Raw genomic sequence first — 24679 nt, forward strand, 5'->3', positions numbered from 1 at the left:
GGGCTGGACCAGTTGGGTTGACCTTATCCGAAGGGAGTTTTCATGCCACTGTACGAAAGCGTGCTCATCGCACGTAACGATGTGTCTCAGGCACAGGTCGAGAGCCTGGTTGAGACCATTGAAGCCCTGCTGACCGAGAATGGTGGTTCCATCCAGAAGCGCGAATTCTGGGGTCTCCGTTCGCTCGCATACCGCATCAAGAAGAACCGTAAGGGCCATTACGTCCTGCTCGGTATCGACTGCACGCCGGATACGCTTCGTGAAGTTGAGCGTCAGCTCGGCCTGAACGAAGACGTGCTTCGCGTTCTGACGCTTCGCGTTGACGAAATCGACGAAACTCCGTCCCCGGTTCTTGCTCGCAAGAATGATGATCGCGGCGACCGTGGTAGCTTCCGTGGCGGCTCCAAGCCGGCTGGTCGCTTCGAGAGCGGCCGTGGCGGCCCGCGTCGTGGCAGCGAAGACCGTGAAGAATACCGTGCACGCGGCGAGCAGGACGATGCTCGTGAGGCGGCTGGAGCGGAGTAAGAAACATGTCCGATACAACCACCACCGACGTGAACGACGTCAACCCAGCAGCCCGTCGCACGGCTGTCGGCGCACGCCGTCCTTTCTATCGTCGTCGTAAGTCCTGCCCGTTCTCCGGCCCGAATGCGCCGAAGATCGACTACAAGGACGTGCGTCTTCTGAGCCGCTTCCTCTCTGAGCGTGGCAAGATCGTGCCGAGCCGTATCACGGCTGTTTCGGCCAAGAAGCAGCGTGAGCTGGCGCAGGCTATCAAGCGTGCCCGCTTCCTTGCCCTGCTCCCCTACGTCGTAAGCTGAGGAGAGCACCATGTCCCAGACCGCACTGATCCTGCTCCAGCGGGTCGAGCATCTCGGCCAGATGGGCGATCTTGTTTCCGTGAAGCCGGGTTACGCCCGTAACTTCCTGCTTCCGCAAGGCAAGGCGATGCGTGCTACGGCCGCAAACCGCAAGCGCTTTGACACGGAGCGCGCCCAGCTTGAAGCGCTGAACATCAAGAAGCGCGAAGAAGCTGAGCGTCTTGCCGAACGTATGGACAGCCTGTCTGTCGTCATCATCCGTCAGGCAAGTGACAGCGGCAACCTGTACGGCTCCGTCAGCACGCGTGATATCGCTGTTGCTGCTACGGACGCTGGCCTTACGGTTGCTCGTCAGCAGGTTGTTCTGGCTCACCCGATCAAGTCTCTTGGCCTGACGGAAGCCCGCATCGTCCTGCACCCGGAAGTTTCCATTCCGCTGACAGTCAACGTTGCACGTTCTGCTGAAGAAGCTGAGCGCCAGGCCCGCGGCGAAGCCGTTGGCGTGGAAGAAGAGGATGACAACATCCTCGGCGAACTGCAGGCAGAGAACGCAGCTGAAGAAGCTGCTGCCGAAGCTGCAGTCACGGAAGAAGCCGAAGGCTGATTTCGCTGGCATAGCCAACAGAAAACCCGGCCGGGTATTCCCGCGCCGGGTTTTTTGATGTCTGCTCTCCCGGTCAGGCAACTGAAGACTGTGTCATGTCTTGTCATGACGCGTGAACAGGAGGGAGGCAGGCGTGAAACCCATTCTCGATTTCGTTCTGAAAAAATTTATTCAGGTCGGAACACTGCGAGTCACGTTCAGTGACGGCACGATACAAACCTATCGTGGGGCCTTACCCGGCGTTGAAGCGGGCTTACATCTCAAAACAAAACAGGCTGAGCGTTCTCTGGTTATTAATTCCGGGTTGGCGTTTGGCGAAGAATACATGGCTGGCGAACTTGCGCCGGAAGGATGCACTCTTGAGACACTGATGATCGTCCTCATGGCGAACATCACCCAAGGCGGTCATGTTTTTGAAGAGATCGAGGATCGACTCCGTTATCTTCTCCGACCTTTCAAGGGGCTGAATTCCCTGAAACGGTCATGCCGGAATGTTGCGCATCATTATGATCTGAATGGTCGCCTTTATGACTTGTTTCTGGATAAGGACCGTCAATACTCCTGCGCCTATTTCCAGCGTGAAGACATGACGCTTGAGGAGGCTCAGATTGCGAAGAAGCGACATATTGCCTCCAAGTTGAATCTGAATCGTCCGGGACTGGAAGTTCTGGATATTGGGTGCGGTTGGGGCGGTCTGGCGCTGACACTGGCAAAAGAATATGGCGCAACGGTTGTCGGTATTACGCTTTCCAAGGAACAATTAGAGGAAGCGCGAGCTCGGGTGCGCGCCGAGGGGCTGGAAGGGCAGGTCCGTTTCGAGCTTATGGACTACCGCAACGTTCACCACGAGTTCGATCGTGTCGTGTCAGTCGGAATGTTCGAGCACGTTGGGCAGCCGCAATTTGAGCGCTATTTTCGCGGAATCAAGGAATGTCTGAAGCCGGATGGGGTGGCTTTGATCCACTCGATCGGCCGAACAGATGGGCCTGGAACGACTAACGCCTGGCTCCAGAAATACATCTTTCCGGGTGGATATTCCCCGTCTTTAAGCGAGACGCTGGCTGCTGTTGAGCGCACTGGCCTTTGGATGACGGACTGCGAAGTTCTGCGTCTGCACTATGCCAAGACAATTGCAGAATGGCGTAAGCGCTTTGAGGCCAACAAACAGAAAATCATTGATCTGTATGATGAACGGTTTGTGCGGATGTTCGAGTTATATCTCGTGGGAAGCGAGCTGGCGTTCCGCGTGCAAGGGCACATGAATTTCCAGCTTCAGCTGACACGGTCCGTGGATGCTGTGCCTTTGACGCGTGACTACATGTTTGAAAGTGAGCGTGCGAAAAGCGCAGTCTGAGTTTTTAGACTTGGGGTTTGTAGCGAAAGCAGGATGGGTCATGATCGTGGATCAGACCCACGGCCTGCATCCAAGCATACACGATGACAGGCCCGACGAAGCGAAAGCCTCGGGCTTTTAAAGCTTTAGAGACAGTTACTGAAAGAGGCGACTGCGCCAAGACTGCTCCGGTCGAATTATAAATCGGAGCATTCGGGACCAGGGAGGCAATGAAACCTGCGAAATCTTCGCCTTGTTCCTTCATGGCGAGGTAGGCTTGTGCATTGCCTATGGTGGCTTTGATCTTGGCACGGGCTCGGATGATGCCGGGATCCTGCATGAGGCGGTCGATATCCTGTTCCGTAAAGAGTGCTACTTTTTCAGGGTCAAAGTTAGCAAAGGCTTTCCGAAACCCTTCGCGCCGCTTCAGAACGATCGCCCAGGATAAGCCAGCCTGAAAGCTTTCCAGAACGAGGGTCTCCCACAGTTCACGGCTATCACGGATCGGAACGCCCCACTCTTCGTCATGGTACTGGCGAAGAAGGGGGTCTGTTACGGCCCAACGACAGCGGGGAAGGTTCTCAGGCGCGGGAGCGGGCAAGATGCAGCTCTGCAAGGCGGCCAAATTCTGCAACGCTCAGGGTTTCAGCCCGGCGTGTGGGCTCGATACCCGCAGCGTCCAGAAGTGCTTCCCCACCAATCGATTTGAGAGATGATCGTAGCATCTTGCGGCGCTGTCCGAACGCGGCGGCGGTGACGCGCTCCATCGCACGAAAAAGCTCTGGTGCGGGCTGCTCTGCATGTGGAATGAGAACCGCAACGGCCGAGTGAACCTTGGGCGGTGGGGAAAATGCCCCGGGTGGAATGCGCAGAGCCACGGAGCAGGACGCGCACCACTGGGCCAGAACAGCAAGCCGCCCGTAAGCAGACGTATCTGGCTCAGCACAGATGCGTTCAGCAACTTCAAGCTGGAACATCAAAGACAGGCGTTCCCACGAATGGGCCTGTCTCAACCAGCCAACAAGAAGGGGCGTGGCAACATTATAAGGCAGGTTGGCGATGATCTGTCTGGGAGCAGGGGCAAGGCTCGCCGCATCCAGTTTCAGGGCATCCTGCCGGATAATATGCAGACGATCCGGATAGTGCCCAGCCAGCTCTTCGAGCAGCGGCCACGCGCGTTCATCAATTTCCACAGCATCGACGCGGCTTGCCGGACTATCGAGCAGAGCGCGTGTCAGGCCACCAGGACCAGGTCCGATTTCAACAACGCTTCGCCCGGTCAGATCGCCACCCAAGGTGACGATCCGGGCACAAATTCCGGGATCCAGAAGAAAGTGCTGACCGAGGGATTTTTTTGCATCCAGACCGTAAGCCTGGATAGACTCTTTCAGAGAAGGAAGGCTCACGTCAGTTGAGAGCCGGCTTCGCTGCGGGGCGGATATCGATGATGGACCGGCGCTGTAGATCCCGCTGGAGCTGACGGGACGCCTGCTCAACCCGCTCATTCATGAGCTGATCGGCAATTTCCCCAGGTGTCTGCTGTGCCAGATTTTTCTGCTGGCGATCACAGACCATCAACAGGGCAATACCATCCATGGACACCAGCGGGTGGCTCACCTTGTTTATAGGCAGAGGCTCGATAATGGAGCGCATCTGGGGCGCCAAGCGTTCCAGAACCTGAGTTCCGGGATTGCTGGGACGCTTCTCACCCTGAGCTTTGTTAAGCGCTTCCAGAGCATCGCAGCTATGGATCGTTTCAACAGCGTGCGTCGCTTTCTGAAGAGCCGCCTGCTGCTGAGGTGTAGGGTTCTGTGGATTCAGCGGCGCATCAAACGGGAAGAAGGCCTGACGCAGGGCAACGAGCGTGCCCATCTGTTTGCCGACGACACGTTTGGCCTGAACTGTTGCGATGACAAACCCGCCAGCAACCTGGATCGGGTTGGAAATGGCACCAATTGGCATCTGGCGCACGACATTCACGACCTGTGGGTCAAGGTTGTCTTCCTGCACCCAGCCCATGGAACCGCCGTCGAGCGCAGACTGTGCCTGCGAGAACTGTGCGGCAACAATAGGGAAGGGCGCGCCTTCTCGAAGCTGGGAGATGATGGTGCGTGTGAACGTGAGTTCGTTTTCATCGTGGCGTGGGTCAGCAACAGGAACGAAAATTTCGCTCATCATGTACTGCGCGCGACCCTGCTCAGCCTGAAGGGCCTGCTCACGCTGCGCGATCTGGGTGGCTGTAATGCGGCCCCCTTCGCCCAGCTGCTCACGAAGCACCTGCATCCAGCCAATCTGCACACGGATCTGATCGATCAGCGTTGTCAGGGAGACGCCATCGGATGCCAGACGGTCACGCAGGGCATTTTTGGGCATGCCGTTGCGCTGTTCGATGTTGCTGATGGCTCCGGCAATCTGCTCAGGCTCGACATTGATGTGTCGCTTCAGCATTTCCTGAGTCTTCAGGCGTTCTTCGATCAACTGGTGAATGATCTGGCCGCGCATGCGGTTCATGACATCCGGGCTGACGGGCAGGCCAGTGGAAAGCACGAACAGCTTGGCGCGGTTATCCACATCACGCTGGGTCAGCACCTGACCGTTGATAACAGCCAGGATCTGGTCTTCAGGCGGTTTCGCTGCGGGTGCCTGCTCCTTTTTGGGAGCACTCTTGTGTGCGGGTGCAGCATGCGCCACAGCGGTTGGAGCCGCCGCAGAGAAGGCCAGCAGGGCAACCAGGGCAGTAGATGCGATGCGATGGGTCTTGGACATGCTCAGCCGTTAATTCCGAAAGTGCCGATCGTTTTGAACGTGAAGTTGAACATCACAGTGGTGTTCCGCTGCTCGCCGCCGATCCGTGTGTACTGTTTGATATACATGATATCCAGCCCGAAGCAGTCGTTGGAATACCCAATATCCCCGCCATTTGCGACGAACTGTTTCCGGGACAGACTGCGACGGAAGAAGCCTGACGCATGATACTGGCGCCAGTGGGTAGAGACACTGCCCGTAATTTCGTTCGTCTTGACCAGATAGGGCGAGTTTACGCCGCTCTCACGATAGTTGGTGGCGTAATAATAATACGGTGTCACCGGGGCATAGAGGTAGCCGGCACTGAAGCGCAAAGCCGGAATGCCGGCGCTGAACAGGCCTTCGCCGTAGTCCACCTGATGCGTCCATGGATTGTAACGACCGCGGGCCGTTACATCGAGGTACTTGTTGGGTGTGAAGCGCACACGGCCAACCGGGTCCGAAAGATGATGATCCAGGCCGGAATACGGAATACGGTTCTTTGTGATGTGCTCCTGGATGCTTTCACCCACCAGCATGTCGATGGAATGGCCGTTCCACGTCCAGCTCTGATGAACGCCGATATTGCCGCGCAATCCGCCATCGAGGCGATCTGTCCCGGCATAGCGGTTCAGGGAGAACATGGTTGTATCGGTGAATTCGTACGTCAGGCTGTCTTCATTCGGCATATTGCTGTTGGCGGAGTTGCCGGTGTTAGGCGCGGCAATCAGCTGAACAATAGGCTCAAGAACCTGCGTGCCACGTCCGCGGGCGAAGGACCGCAGGAACGGCCAGTTCATCTTGACGGCAATCGTTGGAAGAACCTGCCCTGTGATTTTTGTGCCGCCAACGGCGTAATAGGTCGGCTGCTGTGCAAGACGAGTGGCCCGATAGACGTTTGAGTCCAACCGTGCCGTTACAAGCCACTGCTGGCCCAGACTGTTATGGAACGGACGATCCCACTGCATCTGAAGCTGGCCGCGCTGATCAGACACGCCCTTTGTACGGTACACGTCAAAGTCTGTGGTGTTCATGCTGAAACGCCCACCCAGTGCATCAGGCTGGCCCTGATAGGCGTAGGTGAAGCGCGGCAGTGCCCATGGCAGCTCGGAGTTCTGAATGACGCCCTGGTTCAGACCCTGATAGGCCTGTGCATCGAGGCGGGCGTAGGCACCTACGCCGTAGCCTTCAAGATAGACGTTCGAGTTGAGCGATTCCTGACCGTAACCAGGGACGCGGTAATCTCGCATGTAGTTGGCAGACGTCGCCAGATTGACGTTGATCCCCGCCTGCCAATGCTTGTTGATCGCGAAATTGCCCTGACCGAACACGTAACCCTGAAGGCCATATTCGCCTGAAGAGTTGACGTTGTTTCCGAACGTATTGACGTAGCGGCTCTCTCGGTTGGTGTCGTATGCGCCACCGGCCGTGATATCCAGCGTGCCAAAGTTGAAACGGCGGCGATATTCGCTGGTGATTTCCGGACCGGTCTTTGTGGAGACCAGTCCACGCACGGTGAGGTCCTGACTGTCGTCAATGGCCCAGAAATATGGAAGTGTGAAATACGTTCCAAGATAGCGGTCATGCGGGCTGATGCCGGCCATCAGGAAGCCGCTCTGTCGTTTGACCGAAGGGTCGGACATCGAGAAGAACGGAAAATAGAACACTGGAAGGCCGAGCATTTTCAACCAGGCATGGTTGAACTCGATACGCTTGTGCTGGGCATCCTGCGTCGCGCCATAGGCCTGGAACTGCCAGAATGGCGGAGCATCAGGGTTTGTTTCGCAGATCTTGCACGCCGTATAAACGGCATGTGAGAGATCATTGATCAGACCATTGGTGCGACGCATGCCGTTACCGGCCAGCTTCGCATTATCCTGCATCTGCATGTAGATGGACGTGCCGATGCCGTCATGCATGCCATGGCTGAATTCCATATAGGCAGCATACGTGGTGCTGCCATCTGGTTCCATGATGGCGACATGGCCGCGTGCTGCCAGAACGCCTGTGTTCCGGTCATAGGTGATCTTGTCGGCACGGAGAGCGTGATCGCCCTGCCAGATGCGGACATTGCCTTCCCATGTGACGAGACCGTTCTTTGCGTAGCTTTCGCTGTCAGCCAGATAGGTGAGAGGGTCGTGCTCGGACGTCGGCTTGCCAATGACGATGATATGCGAATTGTCGCGCTGCATCGTATTGGCAAACATGTCCTGCGGCGCCACGAGCGCAGTTCCCGTCAGGGCGACGCCTGCAAGAGAGACGCATCTGCGGGCGCGTTTTGGGAGCCACCGGGGCACCGACATCAACCATCCTCCATATGCAGCAAAAGCGCGACCGCAAGGCAGAGCCCTGCGCCCGTGGGCGCCCATGCGGCAAGAACCGGCGGCAAAGCGCCAGATTCACCAAACTGTTCAGCCACTTTCGAGATCGTGAAAAGCGCAAAGCCTGCAGCAATTCCCGATCCCAGCATCCGGGCCACTCCGCCGCGTCGTGCGGGACGCATCGAAAACCCTGCGGACACCAATGCCATTGTACCAGCAAGGATGGGAAGAGCCAGAAGCGATTGGAAATGTAACCTGTGCCGAATTGAAGGGAAACCGGACCGCTCCAGAAGGGAGATAAAGCTGGGTAGAGCAAAGACCGACAGCGTATCGGGCGATGCAAAACTTTCCTGAATGCGACTGACCGTAAGATCGGACGGAAGGCTCAGGGTTCCGATTTTTTCCGGCAGATGATCCGGATGCAGCAGGGACGAATCATTCAGGCTCCACTGCTGATGGGCGAGTGTTCCGGTTGGCGCTTCGACGCGGACGATCAGACGATCCCGGTCATCCAGGCGGAAAATGGTCACGCCGGAGACATCGAGCGTATCCTGCGCAAGTTTGACGTTCTGGGCGTGGAGAATGGCGACGCCGTGTGGCGTCAGTCCATCGTCGGCCTGCCTGAGCCAGAGTTCGCCGCCTTTGAGTGTGAGAACGCCACCACCCGTTCGAAGATAAGACTGATCCAGAAGCTCCGCCTGCCGATACATTGACGAAGAAAGGGCTGAGATGCCGGTGGTTGTGAACAGACCGATCAGGAGGGCGCAGGAGAGAGGGCTGGCAAGGAACTGCCAGGCAGAGATCCCCGCGGCTCTGGCGACAATGAGTTCGGACGACCTTGTCAGGCGGGAAAAGCAGACAATTCCGCCAAGCAGAATACCAAACGGCAGCACGTAAATGACGTAATACGGAATGTGCAGCCCTGCGATTTCAAGAATGAGGCTGGTGGGCACATTGGGTCGGGTTGCGGCGCGCCTGAGCAGATCAATGAAGTCGAACAGGGACACAAGCCCTGTCAGAGCCAGAACCATCGACAGCGTATTTAACGTGAAATGACGTGCGATGTAGATCGCCAGGGTCGTAGAAAACCCGACTTCCGCTTCCTGTGGTCTCAGGGTGTGGATGAGCGTGGAAAACCAGCTGCGATACCCGTCAGTGGTGGATTTCATGAGGGGCGTCCAGTCTGGCGCGTGGTTCCAGTCCACTGCTCGGCGAACAGAAGAGCTGCACAGATGATGCTTGGAAGAAGGGCTGCAACCCAGAGCAGGGGAACAAGAGCAAGATTTCTGCCAGCAAAATTCTGGAGCATGAGTGAAAGTGCGAGAAGCCCCACGACTGTCAGAATGGCGATCAGAGGACGGGTGATATTTCCATGGCGGGAGAACGTCCCCCGAAGAACAGCCACAAGCCCGATCATGGCAAAGGATAGCACAGTCAGTGGCGCAGTCAGGCGATGCCACCCTTCGACCGCAAATTTGCCCCTGTCACGCTCGGACACCTCGTTTGGATCCGGGTGGAATAGATCGTGCAATGGCATTTCCGATGCGTCCCGCTCTTCATGGTTGTTCTGGCGGGACGACGTTAGATCAATCGTGTTGCGGCCAAATGTCAGGACGTTGAGTCGCCCTGTATGCCGGTCAATTTCTTCACGAGAGCCATTGTAAAGGACGACGCGAGGCTTGTCGTTGACGGTTACGATCGTGCCTCGTTCGGCCAGAACGGTCGTATGGGCATCCGGGTCACGATCATCTTCCACCAGAACACCGTGCAGCAGCCCGTTGGAATCCCGGGAGCGGACATACACGGTCATGTCTCCCGAGACCTTTGTGAAAACACCATCCTGAAGCAGGAAGGCAGCCATCTGATTGCGGATCTGGAATTCGTATCGATGGAACGCGTGATAGGACACGGGAGCCAGCCAGAGCGTCAAAACGTAGCACAGGCCGACGCAGGCTCCTGCACAGATCAGGCCAGGGCGTGCCAGTTCCAGGGGGGAACGGCCAGCGGCGCGCATGACGGTCATTTCCCGGTCGCCGGACATTCGCTGATAGGTAAAGAGGATCACGAGGAAAGTTGTGATCGGCAGAATGACAGCCACAAAGGACGGCAACATCAGGGAGGTAAGCTGCAGGAAGACGCGCAGCGACAGCCCATGCTGAACAATCATCGATACAAAATGCAGCGATTGTGTCAGCCAGATGAGCGCTACGGCCCCGCCCGTCAGCGCCAAAAGGGCGATGACAAGCTGGCGGAGAACGTATCGGTCAAGAAGGGGCAGCAGATGTCGCTTTGCAGCGCCGGGGGAAGAGGCCATGGCCCTTCATCTATCCTTAGCCTGTGACGGGAGAAAGGCAAAAAAACAAAACGGTATCAGCGGAAGTAGACTGATCGGTCAATCGGAGGCCGGTCTGTCAGGCTATGGTAGAACTGGCTTGTCGCGATCCCAAGCAATAGCCCCGCGCTGATCCCAAAGGCAATTGTAATGTAACGCCATGGGCGCTGGGCACGCTGTGTCGCGATCTCGGTCATGAGAGCTCGGCTCTCCATCTGCGTATGACTGAGGGCGCCCTGAGCGGACCGGAGGTGACTCTGGGCTTGTCGTAGTTCGCGCTCAAGATCGGAAATTCTTTGGCGGAACTGTTTTTCTCGATCGGCTGCGTTTTGGCGTCCGGTGTCAGCAGCAAGGCTTGCGAACAGGTTTTTGAGTGCGCCGCCTGACAGATTATTGCGTTTGGCACGGAGACGGAGTGCTTCGAGCGCATTTTGGGCAGAACCAGACGGCTCTGCGAGAACCAGCGCGAGAATATCGGAAAGAATTTTGATATCTTTGGGGTCGAAGCGGTTCTCAGCCATATGTCAGCCAAGAGCTTGAGAAAGTGGGCGTGGTTCAGCCGCACGCCGTAGCCGATCCCGAATTGCAAGCCCAAGACCCTGACGGGGAATGGGCTGTGCCGCGATACATGTCAGTCCGCGTTTGGTGCCTTCTGCGTCCAGGAAGCGCAACCCTGCAAACAGGCGCGCCGCCGCTTCTTCCAGATTCCCAGTTTCACTCAGATTCCAGGTCAAGCCAGCATTGGAAAGCGCCGGGCCAAAGGCCAGCAGTGCTTCGTTGGGGCGGACGTCATAGGCGTCAAGGCGGACTGGCAGGGAGGGCGCATAATGAGACGCCAGCCTGCCAGGGGAAGAGGGAAGCGCTTCGGCAAAATCGTCCGGATGCTGGATTGGGCCACAGAGAGCCGTCAGTTCTTCCAGCGTCACGCCACCCGGTCTGAGCAGGACAGGTGTATCGCGTGTGAGATCCAGAACGGTACTTTCTACTCCGACGGAGCACGGACCAGAATCCAGAACGGCATCGATCCGTCCATCCAGAGACCGCAGAACATGCGAGGCGTCTGACGGGCTGACCGTCCCGGAAATATTCGCAGATGGCGCTGCGATGGGGGCGCCAACCTCGCGGAGGAGGGCAAGAGCCGTTTTGCCTCGGGGGACGCGAAGGGCCAGCGTGTTCAGGCCAGCGGCGGCCAGGTCCGAAACAGTGGAGTGTGATCCGCGGGGGAGGACCATCGTCAGGGGCCCCGGCCAGAACTTGTCGGCCAGCGCATACGCCATGTCTTTGATCCGCCCATGCAGATCTGCCTGTGCAAAGGCGCTTTCTGCATCTGCCAGATGGCTGATGAGGGGATTGAAGCGGGGACGTCCCTTGGCTGCAAAAATACGCGCGACTGCGGTATCGGACGATGCGAGCGCCCCCAGGCCATAAACGGTCTCGGTTCCGAAGGCGACGAGCTTACCGGCCTTCAGAAGCTCTGCAGCGCGGCGGATTCCGTTTGTGTCAGCAGTCAGGCGTTCCGTGTTAAGGGTCTCGCTCACGAAGCGCCTCCGGTGCAGTAAAATGAAGAGTTCAGGCGGTCGGGCTTGCCGTAACGCAAGGGTTGGCCGTTTTCATCCAGCAGGCTTCCCCCTGCGGCTTCGAGAATGGCCTGCGGGGCGGCGGTGTCCCACTCCATTGTCGGGCCAAAACGGGGATAAAAATCCGCAGCGCCTTCTGCAACGCGCATGAATTTTACGGAGGAGGCCAGCTTGTCGATGGACGCGACTTTCCGTCCGGCGAGCCACCGATCGAGAAGCTCGGTATTCCCATGGTGGCTGGACGCCAGAACGCGTAGCCCTTCAGCAGAAGGTTTGGCCGTGTGGATAGGGGTACTGGTCGTACCATCGAAACGATGGGCGCCGAGCCCTATGCCCCCGCTGTAGATCAGTCCGTATCCTGGAAGTGCGACGACGCCCAAAGCGGGCCTGTCTCCACGAATCAGGCCTATATTGACGGTGAAGTCCTTGCCGCCGGACGAGAAGCCGCGGGTTCCGTCCAGCGGGTCCACCAGCCAGTAGGCGTCCCCGGCCGTAACCTCAATCCCCGCCGACATTTCCTCTTCCCCGATTGCAGCAAGCGACGGGCACGCCGTGCGCAGGCCACGCAGGATGTGGTCTTCAGAGGCGCGATCTGCCTCCGTAACCGGAGAGGCGTCTTTCTTGACTTCCGTGAGGAAGCCTCGGGCACGGATTTCGTTAATGATGTCCGCTGCTTCCGAGGCCAGACGGAATGCGAGGGACAGCAGGGCGCGGTCATCGTCTGGGGAGACCGTATGGAGGGGGGCTGAGGTCATGCCTGCAAGGCTACTTCATGAAAGGCGTTTCGTCATGTGCTGATGCGAGAGATGTCACGTCGTGATTACGGGAAGCATCCATCTGGAGAGGAGGGCGGCCCCGCATCGGCGGACAGGGGCAGGCCTGTGGCGACTTTCAATGCGATATCGGAGCTACAGAATGTGCCCGGGACTGCGATCTTTTTGACAAAATGAAAATAGAGCGGTGTCCATCCGGGAACGCCATCTGATGCGACAAGGCTGTAAATGTAAATGATGGTTGGGCCACGAGAGGTTACAGGGCCGTCTTTTGGGTTTCGAATAGCCTCGAACAAGAGAGTCGCGGGTTTTCCATCCAGTTCGCCATGAGCAAATTGAACGGTGGTCAACGCGTCCTCACCCGTATGAGGTGAATCTCTCAGATGGTCTTCGAATGAGTGATCGGGTGTCTCTGTGGATCCTTCGATACCAATAACGCTGGTTCTTTTGTCGATGACGGTCGTCAGAACATACATGTGATAGCCCCACGCATTTCCGTTGTCCCGCCATGCCTGGAAAATGGAGAACGGTCCGAGTGGGCTTTCGAAAGTGTTCAGTCCGTCATGCAGGGGCAGGAGTGAGAGCCGGCTGAGTTGCCCGGAGGCCTCGTGCGCTGTTGCATGCGGAACAGAGCACGCCAATGAGGCGATGATTGCAGCGGAAATGAAGCCGGAACGCAGTGACATGTGACGTCTCCGTTGTGCTCATCGAACTGCTCCCCTCTTGTGTGGAAGCACGCTGTTCCCGATAACGGGAGCACTGAAATGGTTCTGCCATGCAAAAGGTGCGATATGCTCGATATTTCTTTTGGTTCGCTTCCAGCGCTGAACGACGCTCAGCCACAGGCCGTTGCCTTGATTGGGCATGGGAAGGCGACCTTTGAAGACAGCACCTTCAAGGCACTCGATGACGCGACGGCTGGTGCATTGAGCCGTGCTGCGTCTTTCAAGGGTTTTAAGGGCGAAGTTGGGCAGATAGTTGTGCTGACGGCGCCATCTGCTGGTCTGTCTCAGGTTGTTCTGGTGGGATGTGCGGCTAAGGATGGCTCGGCTGTCGGATCGGTTGCTGTTGAAAATGCTGGTGGCTCTGCGGCTAAAGCGCTCGATGGCGTGGCTGATGCTGCTCTCGCCCTGACGGCAGATATTGCAGAATTTGCACCGGAAGCTGCGTTGGGTGCACGTCTGGCTCGTTACGACTTTGCTCTGTATCGCACGAAGAAGTCTTCCGAGAGGCCGGTTCTGAAGGCTTTGACGGTCGTGGCTTCGGATGTTGCCGCCGCTGAAGCGCGCTGGACGGCTCTGGATGCCGTATCTCGCGGTGTGTTTCTGACCCGTGACCTTATCAGCGAACCCGCCAACATTCTGTCTCCGGAAACGTTCACAGCGCGGATCGAAGCGCTCCGTGAGACGGGTCTTGAAGTGGAGGTTCTCGATGAAGCCGCCATGCAGGAATTGGGCTTTGGTGCCCTTCTGGGTGTGGCACAGGGAAGTGCGAACAAGCCCCGCACGGTGATCGTCCGTCATAATGGCGGTGGTGATGAGGCCCCTTTAGCCTTCATCGGTAAGGGCGTAACGTTTGATAGCGGTGGAATTTCGATCAAGCCTGCTGCCGGCATGGACGAGATGAAGACCGACATGGGCGGTGCCGCCACGGTTATCGGCCTTATGAGCGCACTGGCGCGCCGCAAGGCTCCCGTGAATGCGATCGGTGTTGTTGGACTGGTGGAAAACATGGTGTCTGACCGGGCCCAGCGTCCGGGCGATATTGTGACGAGTTATAGCGGCCAGACCATTGAAGTGCTGAACACGGATGCCGAAGGCCGTCTGGTTCTGGCGGATGTTCTTGCCTACACAAAGGATCGTTTCAAGCCGAAGCTGATGGTCGATCTGGCCACATTGACTGGTGCGATCGTGGTGAGTCTTGGAACGGAAAACGCAGGTTTGTTCAGCAATGACGACACGCTGGCTTCCGGTCTGTTCGAAGCTGGAAAGCAGGTTGGCGAAGGTCTGTGGCGGATGCCGATGGGCGAGGCCTACAACCGCCAGATCGACTCTGACATTGCTGATATGAAGAACATTGGTGGGCGTCCGGGGAGTGCCATTCTGGCAGCTGAGTTCCTGAAGCGCTTCGTTGGTGAGACTGGCTGGGCGCATCTGGATATTGCGGGCACGACATGGAAGACGACGGCGTCCCCGACGGCTCCGAAGGGTGCAACTGGGTTTGGGGTTCGTCTTCTGAACCAGTTCGTACAGTCTCATGAGGCCCGTGCCTGAGAGTGGATGTCGGATTTTATCATCTGACGCGGACGCCTCTGGAAGAGGCGTTGCCTGCGCTTTTGGGTAAGACGCTGGATGTGGGGGAGCGGGCTTTGGTCCGTTGCCCTGATGCAGCGTCCGTTACGGCTCTGGATGCCGCACTCTGGGCCTCCCGCGATCCTGTGTGGCTTCCGCATGGCACTGCAAAGATGGGTCATGCGTCCTGGCAGCCGATCTGGCTGACAGAAGGGACTGATGTGCCGAATGGTGCAAAGTTCCTGTTCCGGATTGATGGCGCTGGAGAAGACGACTTTTCTCCGTTCACAAGAATTTTTGACCTGTTCGATGGGCGTGACCCCGCGAGCGTCCAGAGGGCCCGTCAAAGATGGGTAGCCTTGAAAGCGGCGGGCCATACTCTTGTGTACTGGCAGCAGCAGGAGCGGGGCTGGAAGAAGTCCGGCTGAGGTTCAGGCGGAACATCTTCGGGGGGTATGTCGTTGTGTGACAGAGTTCTTCCCGGGAGACGCCTTATGAAAACCGTTACGCTCCGCAACGGCACCACCGTTCCTGCATTGGGAATGGGGACATGGAATGTCGGAGACAGTGCAGATCGTCGCGCTCTGGAAATCGAGAGTTTGCGCACGGGGCTGGAAGCCGGTCTGCGGGTTATCGACACAGCGGAAATGTATGGAAACGGCCGGTCTGAAAAGCTGGTTGGGGAAGCCATCGCGGATGTGCGGGATGATGTTTATCTCGTCAGCAAGGTTCTCCCGTCCAACGCGTCTTATGACGGCGTACGCCGGGCCTGCCGGCGCACGCTGGACCGCCTGGATACGGACTGGCTGGACATGTATCTGCTGCACTGGCGTGGTGGTACGCCGCTGGAAGAGACCATTCGGGCGTTTGAAGACCTTCAGACAGACGGGCTGATCCGGGGATGGGGTGTTTCGAACTTCGATGTTGAGGACATGGAAGAAATCGAGGCGCTTTCAGGGTCCTGTCAGGTCAATCAGGTTCTTTACAGTCTGGAGCATCGCGGAACGGAGTTTGATCTGCTGGATCACGATCTTTCGACCGGCACTGTGACGATGGCTTATTCTCCCCTGGGGCAGGGCGGCGAACTTCTCCAGCACCCCGCTCTTGCCGAGATCGCAGGGAGACATGAGACGTCTGCTGGCCCGGCTGATCCTGCTCAGATTGCACTCGCCTGGGTGATGCGTCGGGAAAATGTCATGGCTATTCCCAAGGCTGGCTCTCCAAAGCATCTCATCTCCAATGTTGCCAGTTTGGAAATCAGCCTCACTGAAGAGGACCTGAAAGTTCTGGATCATGCTTTCCCTCCGCCGCAACGCAAGGTATCTCTCGCCATGATCTGACGGGCATGATCTGATACGGCCCGTTCCCACTCTGGACCGGACCGTACCCTGCTCACTTTTTCTGCCCTGTTTCATACTGATCCGGTCTCTCTTTGCCTTGCGGCATTGACGTTTCCTGCTGCTCTTAAGACAGACCGGGAAAGCCGTGTTGGCCGGGGGCGCTTTGCCCTTCCGGCAGCTCTTGCGGCTGTATTGTTGGCGTCTGCTCCGGCTGTTGCTGTCGCGATTGGCGTGCTGATGACGCAGGAGCGCAAAGCGTGCCCGGTATGGTGGGCGCTGCCGGCTCTCTTATGCTCGGCATTGATGCCAGACAGTACGTTGGCGCTTCTTTCGCTCTTTCCGGTGTTGTTCTGGCCTGCGCTCTTCACACGTGAGGGTGCGCTTTTTCCGGCGTTGTCGTCTGTTCTTGCCGTTGCGCTTGTCTGGCATGCGGGGGCCGTCGTCCCGATTGGCTGTGCAGCGGGACTGGCTGCACTTGCTTTGCTCGTTTTGGGGCGCAGCGTGTTCTGGGGAATTTCCCCGGGCGATCTGGGACTGGTCCGGCCTGCCATTCTGGCAACGCTTCTGATTGCTGCGCAGGATGAGGGCATGGGAACAGGCGCGCGGATTGCGCTTGAAAGCCTGTTGCTGGATCTGACCCTGATAACGCTGTCCGTTCCGGTGCTGAGACTGATGCCGGTCCTCGTGACGTTGCGTCTGCCGTTTCCGCCCCTGCCGGGGTTTCTCGTGTTGTGGCTGGGAATTCACGCTGCGCTGGGGCTGGCTGCCGGTGTGCAGGGCTGGAGCGTGATTGGAGTGCTTGTGGCGCTTCTGATCGGCCTGATCTCATTGTTTGACGTTTTGACTGTGGGGCGTCGGCCCGACACGGGTGTTTTGCCTATCGGTCCAGCTGGTGCGGTCTGCGGGGTTATTCTGGGCGCGCTGCTGCTGCCGGTGGCAGTGTTTGGTGTATTCAGTCCTGTGCTTCATCACGTCGAGGGAGAGTGGGTCTGGCCGTTCTGGTCTTTAGGTGGCGGAGACGGCGCACACCTCAAGGTGCCAGCTTTGATGTTAATTCTCAGTGTGATGTGGCTGTTCTTTGTAAAATCGTGGCGCACGGAGCGCGGTCTTGAAAAGGCTATCGCGAACTTATTGCTTCCGGGGACGCCGACCGGACGTTCAGAGACCGGACTCTTCGAAGAACCTCCGGCTCTGCCCTGGATCATGCGTCGTTTGATTGTCGGCGGTCGGATCCGTCTTCAGGCACTGACGGCGCTTAAGAGCGGTCAAATGCCAGATATGCGGCAGATGGCGGTCGGGCTCTGGCTTGTGCTGCTTGCGCTTGTTCTGGTGGTTCTGGGTCTGACGGCATGATGATGACCGGTTTGTGGGCTGTCGCTCAGACGTTGTTTCAGCTTTTTATTCTTCTGGTTCTGGCGCCTGTCATGGCGTGGGCGCTAGCAGAGTTGCCTCGCTGGATAAATGGCGAAGCCATTTGCGGGCTTCAGCGTCAGATGCGCAGGGCAATCCGTTTCTGGGGCATTGTCTTAAAACTGCCTGTTGCACCGAGGCTGGCGCTCGTTCTGGCTATCGCGTTGTTGATCTTTGTTGTTCTGCCTGCGGTGACGACGGGCGGGGCATTTGTTTCTCTCGCCAATCCTCTGTTGATCGGCCTTTTGCTGCTGGCCGGTCGCCTCATGTTAGGTGTTCCGCAGCAAAGGGAAGAATGGCGGCGGGTTCTCCCTGCTGTTCTGGTGCTCTGCCTGACTGAAGCCTTGATTGCGCTCGCGGCGCCTGGCGCGGATGGTCTGGGGGGCTTATGTGCCATGTTGCACATTGAGCCAGCACCAGGGCTGGAAGGTGCGCTGGGCGCATGCGCATTGGCGTTGGCGATTTCCTGCCCGCCCCTGCGTGAAGACGATATGATCCAACGTCTGGATGGCGAAAAAAGCCGTCAGGTTCGTGAGATGTCGCGGAATGTTGCGGAAGTTCTGAATACGGCTTGGCTTCTGCTGCTGGCTGATCTCGCTATGCCCATTACGGTTGGTCTGGGTGGAAGCGATGTGACGGGCTGGTTTGTAGGATTGGGTGGTCTGTTGGGGCGACTTGCTCTTGTGGTGGTCGTGCTTATTGGACTGAGGCTCACCGCACAGGAACGCAGTGAACGACTGACGGCGCTATTTGCCGGCGTGGCGCTTCTGCTCGCGCTCGCCGGGAGGTTTGCGACATGATTGTCGGATTTGGTGTGCTCCTGCTGCTGGCGCTTGCCGGGCTGGGGCGAGATGGACGAGGCTTGCCGCTCTACGGTCTGGTATGTGCTTTTGCGGGGGCGACAGTCTGTGGAGGGCTTTTGGCGCTGCTCACCTCGATCGCATTAATCGGTCTGAATATTGGTGCCTGGATATGGCTCAGGCGGTTCGCTGGTCATGTGCCAGATCGCGGTGCCGTGCTGCCTGTGGTCGGAGCGTTGCTGCTGCTGCTGGCACTTGGCCTCTCAGGTGCGAGTCTTGGATTGGCGCCTGTGTTGGGAGCGGGAGCGGTTCTGGTGGGCCTGTGTGGCGCTGCTTTCGGTCCGGCACTTGTGCAGTTTACAGGGCTGCTGATGGCTGCTGACGGACTGATTGTCATGGCGTGTGTTCTTCAGTCGTGGCCGTTCTTTGCTGCGGCTGTAGCGCTATGGGGTGTTCTGGGTGCACTGGGTATGACGCTGTTGCCACGCCTTGCCTGGCGGCGGGTGGAGGAAACTTGATGCATCCACTTGCTCCCGTTGGAACGCTGTTTGCCGTGACAGTCTGGCCGCTTCTGGCCGCTTTTCTGCTACTCATGACGCCTCCCGGTCGACAGGCTGTCAGCAGTCGCACGTTTGCGATTGCTGGTGCTCTCATGACCCCCGTTGCGGTTTGGCTGATGCCGGGTGCGGATGCGCTCGCCGCCGCGTGCTCCTGCGTGGTTGCAGTCATGCCGCTTCTTTTGCCGCCTGCGGGAGACCGGGTTGGACGCATTCTGCCTTTTCTGGTGACCGGATGCGCTTTGATGGCCCTGAATGTTCATTCAGCTTTCGCCGTTACGGTGCTGTGTGGCGCAGGAACGGTTCTCTGGGCGTGGCGCGAGGGCCGGGGCGCGCAGAAGGCTGCCATTGTCTGGGATATGGCAAGGTCACGTCTCGGTGGAGTTATTCTGGGAGTGCTTGGGGCATCCCTGCTGTCGATGGACCAGTCTCCTCTGGGGCCGGTTCTGCTGACCGTCGGGTTGTGTATGATGGCTGGTCTGGGGCCGTCTCCCGTCCCGGAACCTGATGCAGTGCTGCTTGATACGGGCCTGAGGTTTGCAGCCATTCTGCTGATGTTGCGACTGGACGGACACCCGCTCGTTCATATTCTGGTGCTGGTAGCTGGGTTCGGGACACTGATCATGCGTATGGCAGGCCAGTCCCGAGGTCGCGGTGTCTTCTTGCCCATTCTGTCCTCGCTGGGTGCGATTGCCGCGGCGGTTGGTGAAGGAAGTGCAATTGTCCTTCTTTTAGTGGCGTCTGTTGGGTTGGCTGTTCTGGAGCGTCAGAATGATGGGCGTCGATACGAGATGGTTGCCGCTGGTATAGCGCCCTGGCCGGTCTTTTGCGCTTTGTTGGCGATTGGTCGCTCTCTCGAGCCACTGCTCCTTGTGCTGATGATCGTTTGTCTTCTGCCCGGGGTGAGGCAGGTTCGTCTGGCGGGGCTGATGCCGTCCGGTCTTAGTCTCAAGGGTGGCATTGTTCCGGCTGCTGAGGCCGTTCTTCTGCTTGTCGGTCTTTGCGGGCCGCTGCTTCTGGCATGGCATCCAGCACCTGGGTGGCGGCCATGATGAGCATGGAACGCATCATACGGAGTGGTGAGCGGATTGCACTGGCGCATTACCATCTTGATCCCGAGCAATGGGAAGCGATGCTGACTGCACCCGGCAGAGCTTTGTCACTGTTGTCCTGCTGGGCGGATGAGCAGCGTGTTTACGTGCTGTTTCTGGATGGCGATTGCCCTTTGATGGCCAGTACGCCGGTGGAAGATCGTCGTTATCTGGCGCCATCTTCACGTTTCCCTGCGGCGGAGTGGGGGGAACGCGTAGCCTATGACCTGTGGGGTGTTGAGGCCATGAGTGCCTGCGGAGATGGTCGTCCTGCCCTTGATGATGGTTTCTGGGAAACGACATGGCCGCTGTCCTCACGGCCGGGGCCTGGAGGGCAGGCTATGCCCTTGCCTGCGGGCCGTAGCCGCCTGCGCGCGGAAACAACAGGATTGAGCGGTCCGCTCGAACTCTCTTTCGATGTGCTGCGCGGCGCAGTGCAAGGGCTGTCCGTCGATGCTGGGCTGGCTCATCGCGGTGTGTTGCAACGCATGGTTGGATTGTCGCCTGAAGAGGCTCTCCCGCTGGTGGCCCGCATGACGGCTGGGGGTTTTGTCGCCCACCCAATGGCGTTTTGCCGGGCTGTTGCCCAAGCGCGCGGGTTGCAGCCGGGTCCAGGGACGCGGGATGCCTGGATGATCCTTCTCGAAATCGAGCGAATTTCCGTCCACCTCTTCGATATGGCGAGAACAGCACGTGCCGTGGATGCGGGGCTGCTGGCAACACACTGCGAGCATGCGCGGGAGGCTATTGCGGCCGCTTGTGCAGAGCAGGGCGTACCGCGCCGACTAACGGACGTCATTACGTGCGAGGGTGTGCGGTCTGGTTTGGAAATCGTTCCGCTGGCTCATGCTGTTCTGGAGGTCATGTACTCTCGCATGGCGCAACTGCGCGAACTGCAATCCGTATTTGCACCCCGTTTGAAGGGACTGGCGGTTTTGGCGCCTGCGCAGGCACGTGAATTTGCCGTGGGTGGTCTGGTCGGTCGGGCTTCGGGTCGAAGCCTGGATGTGCGTCGCAGGGAAGTCGGTATGCGGCTGGATGCTTTGCGGGCAACGGGCTCAAGCGATGGCGATGCGGCCGCCCGCGATGCGTTGCGTTTAACGGAAATCCGGGATTCTCTGGCTTTAATCAAGCGGATTTTGGGGAGTATCGGCATGGATGATGATGAGCCTGCACCTGAAGCCACGCAGGAAGGCATTGGCGCGGCTGAAGGGGCGAGAGGTGACGTCTGGTATTGGGTCCGCCTGAAGAATGGGAAGATTGAGTCTGTCCATGCCCGAGACCCGGCTGTCTCTTTACTACCCGTTCTGCATCGCGTTTTGCAGGGAGAGGCTCCTGAGCGTTTGAGTGCCGGGCTGAAGTCTCTGGCTCTGGCCCCGTCTGGAGTGGCGATGTGACAGCGTTTCAGACTATGGGCCCACTCAGTGTGCTGCATGCTTTCCTGAATGTCTCGCGGTGGAGAGTATCTGCTGACAAAGGCATGTCTGTCCGTCCCGATACGATCAATTTGTACGTATTGGAGACCGGGGGATGTGAAGGCTGCGCCATGGAAGTGGAGAGTTTATGCGGCAGTGCTTTCGCTCTTGAGCAATATGGCTTTGCACGCGTTACCGATCCGGCAGATGCAGACTGGCTGTTGGTTACGGGGCCGATGGGCAGGGCTTGTGTTCAGATGCTTGAGCGGGTCTGGAACGCGATGCCGGCTGGAAAAAGTCTGGTGGCTGTAGGGGCTTGCGCTGTTGATGGCGGGATGTTCGGGCCGAATTATGCCACTTTGGGAGGCTTGAAGGCACTCACGCCGGTCCGCCGGGCTATTCCAGGATGTCCTCCGTCTCCCCAGGACATTCTTGTGGGTCTTCAGCGTCTCGCTGAGAGATGAATGGCGGAGTTTGACCAGCACTCGATCCTGCAAAAACAGAAACATTGATTTTTTGTGATCGGATGACTTGCCGACAGAGGCTTTCACGTTCAATCAGACGAGCGCATACAGTGCGTTAATCTGTTTTCAGGCTCTCTTTTCAGACGGCCGCCAAACAACACAGGGCATGAGATGGCTGACTATCGCCTTGGTATTGATCTCGGTGGAACCAAGATCGAGATCGCAGTTCTTAATCGTCAGGGCGACCTTGTCCTGCGTGAGCGAATTCCTAATCCAGGTGTTTATCCGGAAGCGGTTCTTGCGATCCGTGATCTCGTGACGAGTGTGGATCATCGTCTGGGGGCTGTTCCCAGCCACCGTGTGTCTGCCGGTCAGAGCACGTCCACGCTGGGTATTGGCATTCCAGGATCGATTTCTCCGGAGACGGGGCTGATCAAGAACGCCAACGCGACCTGGCTGAACGATCAGCCTTTCGGCATGGATCTGGAATCGGCTCTGTCCCGCCCTGTTCGCACAGAGAACGATGCAAACTGCTTTGCGTTGTCTGAGGCGGCCGATGGTGCAGCCAAAGGTGCACAGACTGTTTTCGGTATTATTGTCGGAACGGGCATGGGCGCTGGCATTGTCAATAACGGGCGTGTGCTTGAGGGCCGCCATCATATTGCTGGTGAATGGGGGCATCTGCCGCTTCCCTGGCCGCTCCCTGAAGATGGTGAGCCGCGTCCTTGCTTCTGTGGAAACAGGGGCTGCATGGAGCGCTATCTCTCCGGTCCCGCTTTGGCTGCTGACTGGAAGGGTCCTGGTAACCGCAATACGGCTGGCATCGAAGATGCTGCTGCAAACGGCGATCAGGCTGCCATCCGCGCCCTGAACCTCTACATGGAGCGCTTTGCGCGCGCCTGTTCCCTCGCGATCAACTTCCTTGATCCGGACGTGATCGTTCTCGGAGGCGGAATTTCCAATCTTGCGTCTCTGTATGAGCGTGTTCCGCCGCTCCTGAGCAAGCACGTCATTACGCCGGTCTGCACAACGCCAATCGTCAAGAACCTGCATGGTGACAGCTCTGGCGTCCGCGGTGCAGCATGGCTTTGGGATGTCACAGAATAAGTATTTTCCGAATGGCTGGAAGACTGCTTCCAGCCATGTGGAGACATAAAAAAGCCGCCGGTTATTCCGGCGGCTTTTTTTGTTCAGATTGCTTCTTCTTCAACCGTCTCGGACATGTCTTCAGCGGCCCGTTTCAGCCGGTGATAAGACCGGCGGGAAAAGGGCAGTATTGCGACATAGAACAGTCCGGCTGCGGCTAGTGCGCCCCACGGGTCTGCAACGAGAACGGCCGCATAGAGGCCCGTTCCCAGCATGAGCGGCAGAACATAGCGGGCCGGAACCTTGAAATTCTTGAAAGACCAGACCGGCAGCGTCGAGACCAGAAGCAGACCTGTCAGGATCAGGCAGACTGCCGAGACGATGGGTGCACGGGCGAAAGCCGCAAGGCCTTCGGCATGCATCCTGTCCGCCTCGAGCCCCAGAAATACGGGGAACAGAACAATACCTGCGCCAGCAGGGGCTGGAACGCCGGTAAAGAAGTTGGCGGAGTAATCCGGCTTGTCATCGTCATCCAGGCTTGCGTTAAAGCGTGCCAGACGAAGGGCCATGCAGACCGTGAACATGATGCAGGGGACAAAGGCATAGCGCCCGGCATCTTCAAGGCACCAGATCAGCAGCACGAATGACGGTGCGACACCGAAGCATACGAAATCTGACAGACTGTCGAATTCGGCGCCAAAACGCGTTGTGCCGCGCAGAAGGCGGGCGATCCGGCCGTCCAGTCCATCAATGCAGGCTGCGATCAGGAGAGCGACTGCTGCGTGTGCAAACTGGTGTTCCAGCGCAAAGCGCATCCCGCTCAACCCGGCACACAGGCCGAGCATGGTCAGGATGTTGGGAATCAGCCGGTTAAAGGACGGTCCTCGCACGCGTGTGCGGGGGGTGCGTCCCATGCGGCGCAGTCGGCGACGAATGCGGCGGCGTCTGGCAGGACGGTTGGGTTCAGCCGTCTCGGGAATGGTCATTGGCGCGTTCTGGCTCAGAGCTTCGCCAGGACGGTTTCGCCCCCGATCATGGTCTGGCCTTCAACAACGATCGGCTCAACACCCGGCGGCAGATACACGTCTGTGCGGGAGCCAAAACGGATCAGACCGAAGCGTTCACCAGCTTCCAGGTGCTCGCCTTCTTCAACGAAGCAGAGGATACGGCGCGCAATCAGGCCTGCGATCTGTACGACGCCGATATTGCGGCCGTCGGGAAGGGTCAGGCGGATTTCGTTGCGCTCGTTATGCTCTGAGGCCTTGTCGAGGCTGGCGTTCAGGAACTTGCCTGCATGATAGGCAATCTTCGTGACCTGACCGGCTGCAGGCATCCGGTTGATGTGCACATCCAGCACGGACAGGAACGTCGAGACGCGCCAGACCGGAGTTGTGCCCATTTCAAGCGCTACCGGTGGAGCAACGAGAGAGACTGACGTTACGCGGCCATCTGCAGACGCCAGTACGAGATCTGATCCCGGTGGGGGTGTGCGCTTCGGATCCCGGAAGAAGTACAGGCAGAAGGCAGAAAATGCGATGCCAGCCTTTCCGATGAGACGCGTGAACCGCCAGGGCGTCAGGCGGCCGATGATGCCAACGAAGGCACCTGCAGCGAGGAAGGGAGTCGCAGCGCGATGCGGCGGCGACAGGACAAGTTTGAGGGACTGGATCAACGACATGG

Annotated in this window: 26 protein-coding genes; 14 read left to right on the forward strand and 12 right to left on the reverse strand. The window is 58.2% G+C overall.

The features are described from left to right. The first annotated feature begins 42 nt into the window (after positions 1-42). The 4 genes from rpsF to GCE01_RS13075 all read left to right on the forward strand — a co-directional run bounded on the left by rpsF (position 43) and on the right by GCE01_RS13075 (position 2779). Positions 43-525, forward strand: a complete 483-nt coding sequence (gene rpsF / locus GCE01_RS13060; protein WP_046901239.1) for a 30S ribosomal protein S6 — start codon at positions 43-45, stop codon at positions 523-525. A gap of 5 nt (positions 526-530) precedes the next feature. Next, positions 531-821 (forward strand): 30S ribosomal protein S18, encoded by a 291-nt coding sequence (gene rpsR / locus GCE01_RS13065; protein ID WP_046901240.1) that lies wholly within the window; start codon positions 531-533, stop codon positions 819-821. A 10-nt stretch (positions 822-831) separates the two neighbouring features. After that, complete coding sequence (gene rplI / locus GCE01_RS13070) at positions 832-1425, forward strand: 50S ribosomal protein L9 (protein WP_064275005.1); 594 nt, start codon at positions 832-834, stop codon at positions 1423-1425. 133 nt (positions 1426-1558) lie between these two features. Further along, positions 1559-2779, forward strand: a complete 1221-nt coding sequence (locus GCE01_RS13075) for an SAM-dependent methyltransferase (RefSeq protein ID WP_099213211.1) — start codon at positions 1559-1561, stop codon at positions 2777-2779. A gap of 4 nt (positions 2780-2783) precedes the next feature. Here the strand turns inward: GCE01_RS13075 and GCE01_RS13080 are convergent, their stop codons facing one another. The 10 genes from GCE01_RS13080 to GCE01_RS13125 form a co-directional block, all read right to left on the reverse strand. Next, on the reverse strand, positions 2784-3359 hold the full coding sequence (locus GCE01_RS13080; protein WP_099213212.1) for a DNA-3-methyladenine glycosylase I: 576 nt from the start codon (positions 3357-3359) through the stop codon (positions 2784-2786). Continuing rightward, positions 3340-4164, reverse strand: coding sequence for a 16S rRNA (adenine(1518)-N(6)/adenine(1519)-N(6))-dimethyltransferase RsmA (rsmA, locus tag GCE01_RS13085; protein ID WP_099213213.1), 825 nt, complete (start codon positions 4162-4164; stop codon positions 3340-3342). The genes GCE01_RS13080 and rsmA overlap by 20 nt, the downstream gene beginning before the upstream one ends. A 1-nt stretch (position 4165) precedes the next feature. After that, complete coding sequence (locus tag GCE01_RS13090; RefSeq protein ID WP_099213214.1) at positions 4166-5524, reverse strand: peptidylprolyl isomerase; 1359 nt, start codon at positions 5522-5524, stop codon at positions 4166-4168. A 2-nt stretch (positions 5525-5526) separates the two neighbouring features. Continuing rightward, positions 5527-7845: an LPS-assembly protein LptD gene (locus GCE01_RS13095; protein ID WP_099213215.1), complete on the reverse strand. Its 2319-nt coding sequence runs from the start codon at positions 7843-7845 to the stop codon at positions 5527-5529. After that, entirely contained in the window at positions 7845-9032 is a 1188-nt protein-coding gene (lptG, locus tag GCE01_RS13100; RefSeq protein ID WP_244591220.1) for an LPS export ABC transporter permease LptG, read from the reverse strand. The genes GCE01_RS13095 and lptG overlap by 1 nt, the downstream gene beginning before the upstream one ends. Next, positions 9029-10177 (reverse strand): LPS export ABC transporter permease LptF, encoded by a 1149-nt coding sequence (lptF, locus tag GCE01_RS13105; protein ID WP_046901247.1) that lies wholly within the window; start codon positions 10175-10177, stop codon positions 9029-9031. Before lptF ends, lptG begins: the two co-directional genes overlap by 4 nt. A gap of 56 nt (positions 10178-10233) precedes the next feature. Next, on the reverse strand, positions 10234-10716 hold the full coding sequence (locus GCE01_RS13110; protein ID WP_099213216.1) for a hypothetical protein: 483 nt from the start codon (positions 10714-10716) through the stop codon (positions 10234-10236). 3 nt (positions 10717-10719) lie between these two features. Then, complete coding sequence (locus GCE01_RS13115) at positions 10720-11733, reverse strand: L-threonylcarbamoyladenylate synthase (protein WP_099213217.1); 1014 nt, start codon at positions 11731-11733, stop codon at positions 10720-10722. Further along, positions 11730-12527 (reverse strand): 3'(2'),5'-bisphosphate nucleotidase CysQ family protein, encoded by a 798-nt coding sequence (locus tag GCE01_RS13120; protein WP_099213218.1) that lies wholly within the window; start codon positions 12525-12527, stop codon positions 11730-11732. Before GCE01_RS13120 ends, GCE01_RS13115 begins: the two co-directional genes overlap by 4 nt. 65 nt (positions 12528-12592) lie before the next feature. Beyond that, positions 12593-13231 carry a hypothetical protein gene (locus tag GCE01_RS13125; RefSeq protein ID WP_099213219.1) on the reverse strand — a complete coding sequence of 213 codons (639 nt, stop codon included), beginning with the start codon at positions 13229-13231 and terminating at the stop codon, positions 12593-12595. A gap of 105 nt (positions 13232-13336) precedes the next feature. Here GCE01_RS13125 and GCE01_RS13130 point away from each other — a divergent pair, with 105 nt between their 5' ends. The 10 genes from GCE01_RS13130 (at position 13337) to GCE01_RS13175 (ending at position 23020) form a co-directional block, all read left to right on the forward strand. Next, complete coding sequence (locus tag GCE01_RS13130) at positions 13337-14818, forward strand: leucyl aminopeptidase (protein WP_099213220.1); 1482 nt, start codon at positions 13337-13339, stop codon at positions 14816-14818. Between the two features lie 2 nt (positions 14819-14820). Beyond that, positions 14821-15264: a DNA polymerase III subunit chi gene (locus GCE01_RS13135; RefSeq protein WP_099213221.1), complete on the forward strand. Its 444-nt coding sequence runs from the start codon at positions 14821-14823 to the stop codon at positions 15262-15264. 66 nt (positions 15265-15330) lie between these two features. Then, the gene (locus GCE01_RS13140; protein WP_099213222.1) at positions 15331-16176 is read left to right on the forward strand and encodes an aldo/keto reductase; all 846 of its coding nucleotides are present in this window, start codon (positions 15331-15333) and stop codon (positions 16174-16176) included. Between the two features lie 105 nt (positions 16177-16281). Further along, a complete protein-coding gene (locus GCE01_RS13145; RefSeq protein WP_099213223.1) occupies positions 16282-17529 on the forward strand; it encodes a hypothetical protein in 1248 nt (415 codons plus the stop codon). Further along, on the forward strand, positions 17526-18386 hold the full coding sequence (locus GCE01_RS13150) for a hypothetical protein (protein ID WP_099213224.1): 861 nt from the start codon (positions 17526-17528) through the stop codon (positions 18384-18386). The genes GCE01_RS13145 and GCE01_RS13150 overlap by 4 nt, the downstream gene beginning before the upstream one ends. Beyond that, positions 18383-18904 (forward strand): hypothetical protein, encoded by a 522-nt coding sequence (locus tag GCE01_RS13155; RefSeq protein ID WP_099213225.1) that lies wholly within the window; start codon positions 18383-18385, stop codon positions 18902-18904. The genes GCE01_RS13150 and GCE01_RS13155 overlap by 4 nt, the downstream gene beginning before the upstream one ends. Next, positions 18904-19995, forward strand: a complete 1092-nt coding sequence (locus tag GCE01_RS13160) for a hypothetical protein (RefSeq protein ID WP_099213226.1) — start codon at positions 18904-18906, stop codon at positions 19993-19995. The genes GCE01_RS13155 and GCE01_RS13160 overlap by 1 nt, the downstream gene beginning before the upstream one ends. Next, positions 19965-21431 (forward strand): NADH-quinone oxidoreductase subunit D-related protein, encoded by a 1467-nt coding sequence (locus GCE01_RS13165; protein WP_244591221.1) that lies wholly within the window; start codon positions 19965-19967, stop codon positions 21429-21431. Before GCE01_RS13160 ends, GCE01_RS13165 begins: the two co-directional genes overlap by 31 nt. Before the next feature lie 14 nt (positions 21432-21445). Next, positions 21446-21913, forward strand: a complete 468-nt coding sequence (locus GCE01_RS13170) for an NADH-quinone oxidoreductase subunit B family protein (protein ID WP_099213276.1) — start codon at positions 21446-21448, stop codon at positions 21911-21913. Between the two features lie 171 nt (positions 21914-22084). Beyond that, positions 22085-23020 (forward strand): ROK family protein, encoded by a 936-nt coding sequence (locus tag GCE01_RS13175; RefSeq protein WP_099213228.1) that lies wholly within the window; start codon positions 22085-22087, stop codon positions 23018-23020. Positions 23021-23103: 83 nt separating this feature from the next. Here the strand turns inward: GCE01_RS13175 and GCE01_RS13180 are convergent, their stop codons facing one another. Both GCE01_RS13180 and GCE01_RS13185 read right to left on the reverse strand, forming a co-directional pair. Next, entirely contained in the window at positions 23104-23985 is an 882-nt protein-coding gene (locus GCE01_RS13180) for a CDP-alcohol phosphatidyltransferase family protein (RefSeq protein ID WP_046901261.1), read from the reverse strand. A gap of 14 nt (positions 23986-23999) precedes the next feature. Beyond that, positions 24000-24677 (reverse strand): phosphatidylserine decarboxylase, encoded by a 678-nt coding sequence (locus tag GCE01_RS13185; RefSeq protein WP_099213229.1) that lies wholly within the window; start codon positions 24675-24677, stop codon positions 24000-24002. Positions 24678-24679 lie beyond the last annotated feature (2 nt).

Source organism: Gluconobacter cerinus (genome assembly GCF_002723935.1).
Classification (GTDB): domain Bacteria; phylum Pseudomonadota; class Alphaproteobacteria; order Acetobacterales; family Acetobacteraceae; genus Gluconobacter; species Gluconobacter cerinus.

What these genes read in the sequence shown, in the direction of transcription:
- rpsF (WP_046901239.1), top strand. Translation starts at nt 43, where the DNA reads ATGCCACTGTACGAAAGCGTGCTCATCGCACGTAACGATGTGTCTCAG.
- rpsR (WP_046901240.1), top strand. Translation starts at nt 531, where the DNA reads ATGTCCGATACAACCACCACCGACGTGAACGACGTCAACCCAGCAGCC.
- rplI (WP_064275005.1), top strand. Translation starts at nt 832, where the DNA reads ATGTCCCAGACCGCACTGATCCTGCTCCAGCGGGTCGAGCATCTCGGC.
- GCE01_RS13090 (WP_099213214.1), bottom strand. Translation starts at nt 5,524, where the DNA reads ATGTCCAAGACCCATCGCATCGCATCTACTGCCCTGGTTGCCCTGCTG.
- GCE01_RS13095 (WP_099213215.1), bottom strand. Translation starts at nt 7,845, where the DNA reads ATGTCGGTGCCCCGGTGGCTCCCAAAACGCGCCCGCAGATGCGTCTCT.
- lptG (WP_244591220.1), bottom strand. Translation starts at nt 9,032, where the DNA reads ATGAAATCCACCACTGACGGGTATCGCAGCTGGTTTTCCACGCTCATC.
- lptF (WP_046901247.1), bottom strand. Translation starts at nt 10,177, where the DNA reads ATGGCCTCTTCCCCCGGCGCTGCAAAGCGACATCTGCTGCCCCTTCTT.
- GCE01_RS13110 (WP_099213216.1), bottom strand. Translation starts at nt 10,716, where the DNA reads ATGGCTGAGAACCGCTTCGACCCCAAAGATATCAAAATTCTTTCCGAT.
- GCE01_RS13120 (WP_099213218.1), bottom strand. Translation starts at nt 12,527, where the DNA reads ATGACCTCAGCCCCCCTCCATACGGTCTCCCCAGACGATGACCGCGCC.
- GCE01_RS13125 (WP_099213219.1), bottom strand. Translation starts at nt 13,231, where the DNA reads ATGTCACTGCGTTCCGGCTTCATTTCCGCTGCAATCATCGCCTCATTG.
- GCE01_RS13130 (WP_099213220.1), top strand. Translation starts at nt 13,337, where the DNA reads ATGCTCGATATTTCTTTTGGTTCGCTTCCAGCGCTGAACGACGCTCAG.
- GCE01_RS13140 (WP_099213222.1), top strand. Translation starts at nt 15,331, where the DNA reads ATGAAAACCGTTACGCTCCGCAACGGCACCACCGTTCCTGCATTGGGA.
- GCE01_RS13150 (WP_099213224.1), top strand. Translation starts at nt 17,526, where the DNA reads ATGATGATGACCGGTTTGTGGGCTGTCGCTCAGACGTTGTTTCAGCTT.
- GCE01_RS13155 (WP_099213225.1), top strand. Translation starts at nt 18,383, where the DNA reads ATGATTGTCGGATTTGGTGTGCTCCTGCTGCTGGCGCTTGCCGGGCTG.
- GCE01_RS13160 (WP_099213226.1), top strand. Translation starts at nt 18,904, where the DNA reads ATGCATCCACTTGCTCCCGTTGGAACGCTGTTTGCCGTGACAGTCTGG.
- GCE01_RS13165 (WP_244591221.1), top strand. Translation starts at nt 19,965, where the DNA reads ATGGCATCCAGCACCTGGGTGGCGGCCATGATGAGCATGGAACGCATC.
- GCE01_RS13170 (WP_099213276.1), top strand. Translation starts at nt 21,446, where the DNA reads ATGGGCCCACTCAGTGTGCTGCATGCTTTCCTGAATGTCTCGCGGTGG.
- GCE01_RS13175 (WP_099213228.1), top strand. Translation starts at nt 22,085, where the DNA reads ATGGCTGACTATCGCCTTGGTATTGATCTCGGTGGAACCAAGATCGAG.
- GCE01_RS13180 (WP_046901261.1), bottom strand. Translation starts at nt 23,985, where the DNA reads ATGACCATTCCCGAGACGGCTGAACCCAACCGTCCTGCCAGACGCCGC.
- GCE01_RS13185 (WP_099213229.1), bottom strand. Translation starts at nt 24,677, where the DNA reads ATGTCGTTGATCCAGTCCCTCAAACTTGTCCTGTCGCCGCCGCATCGC.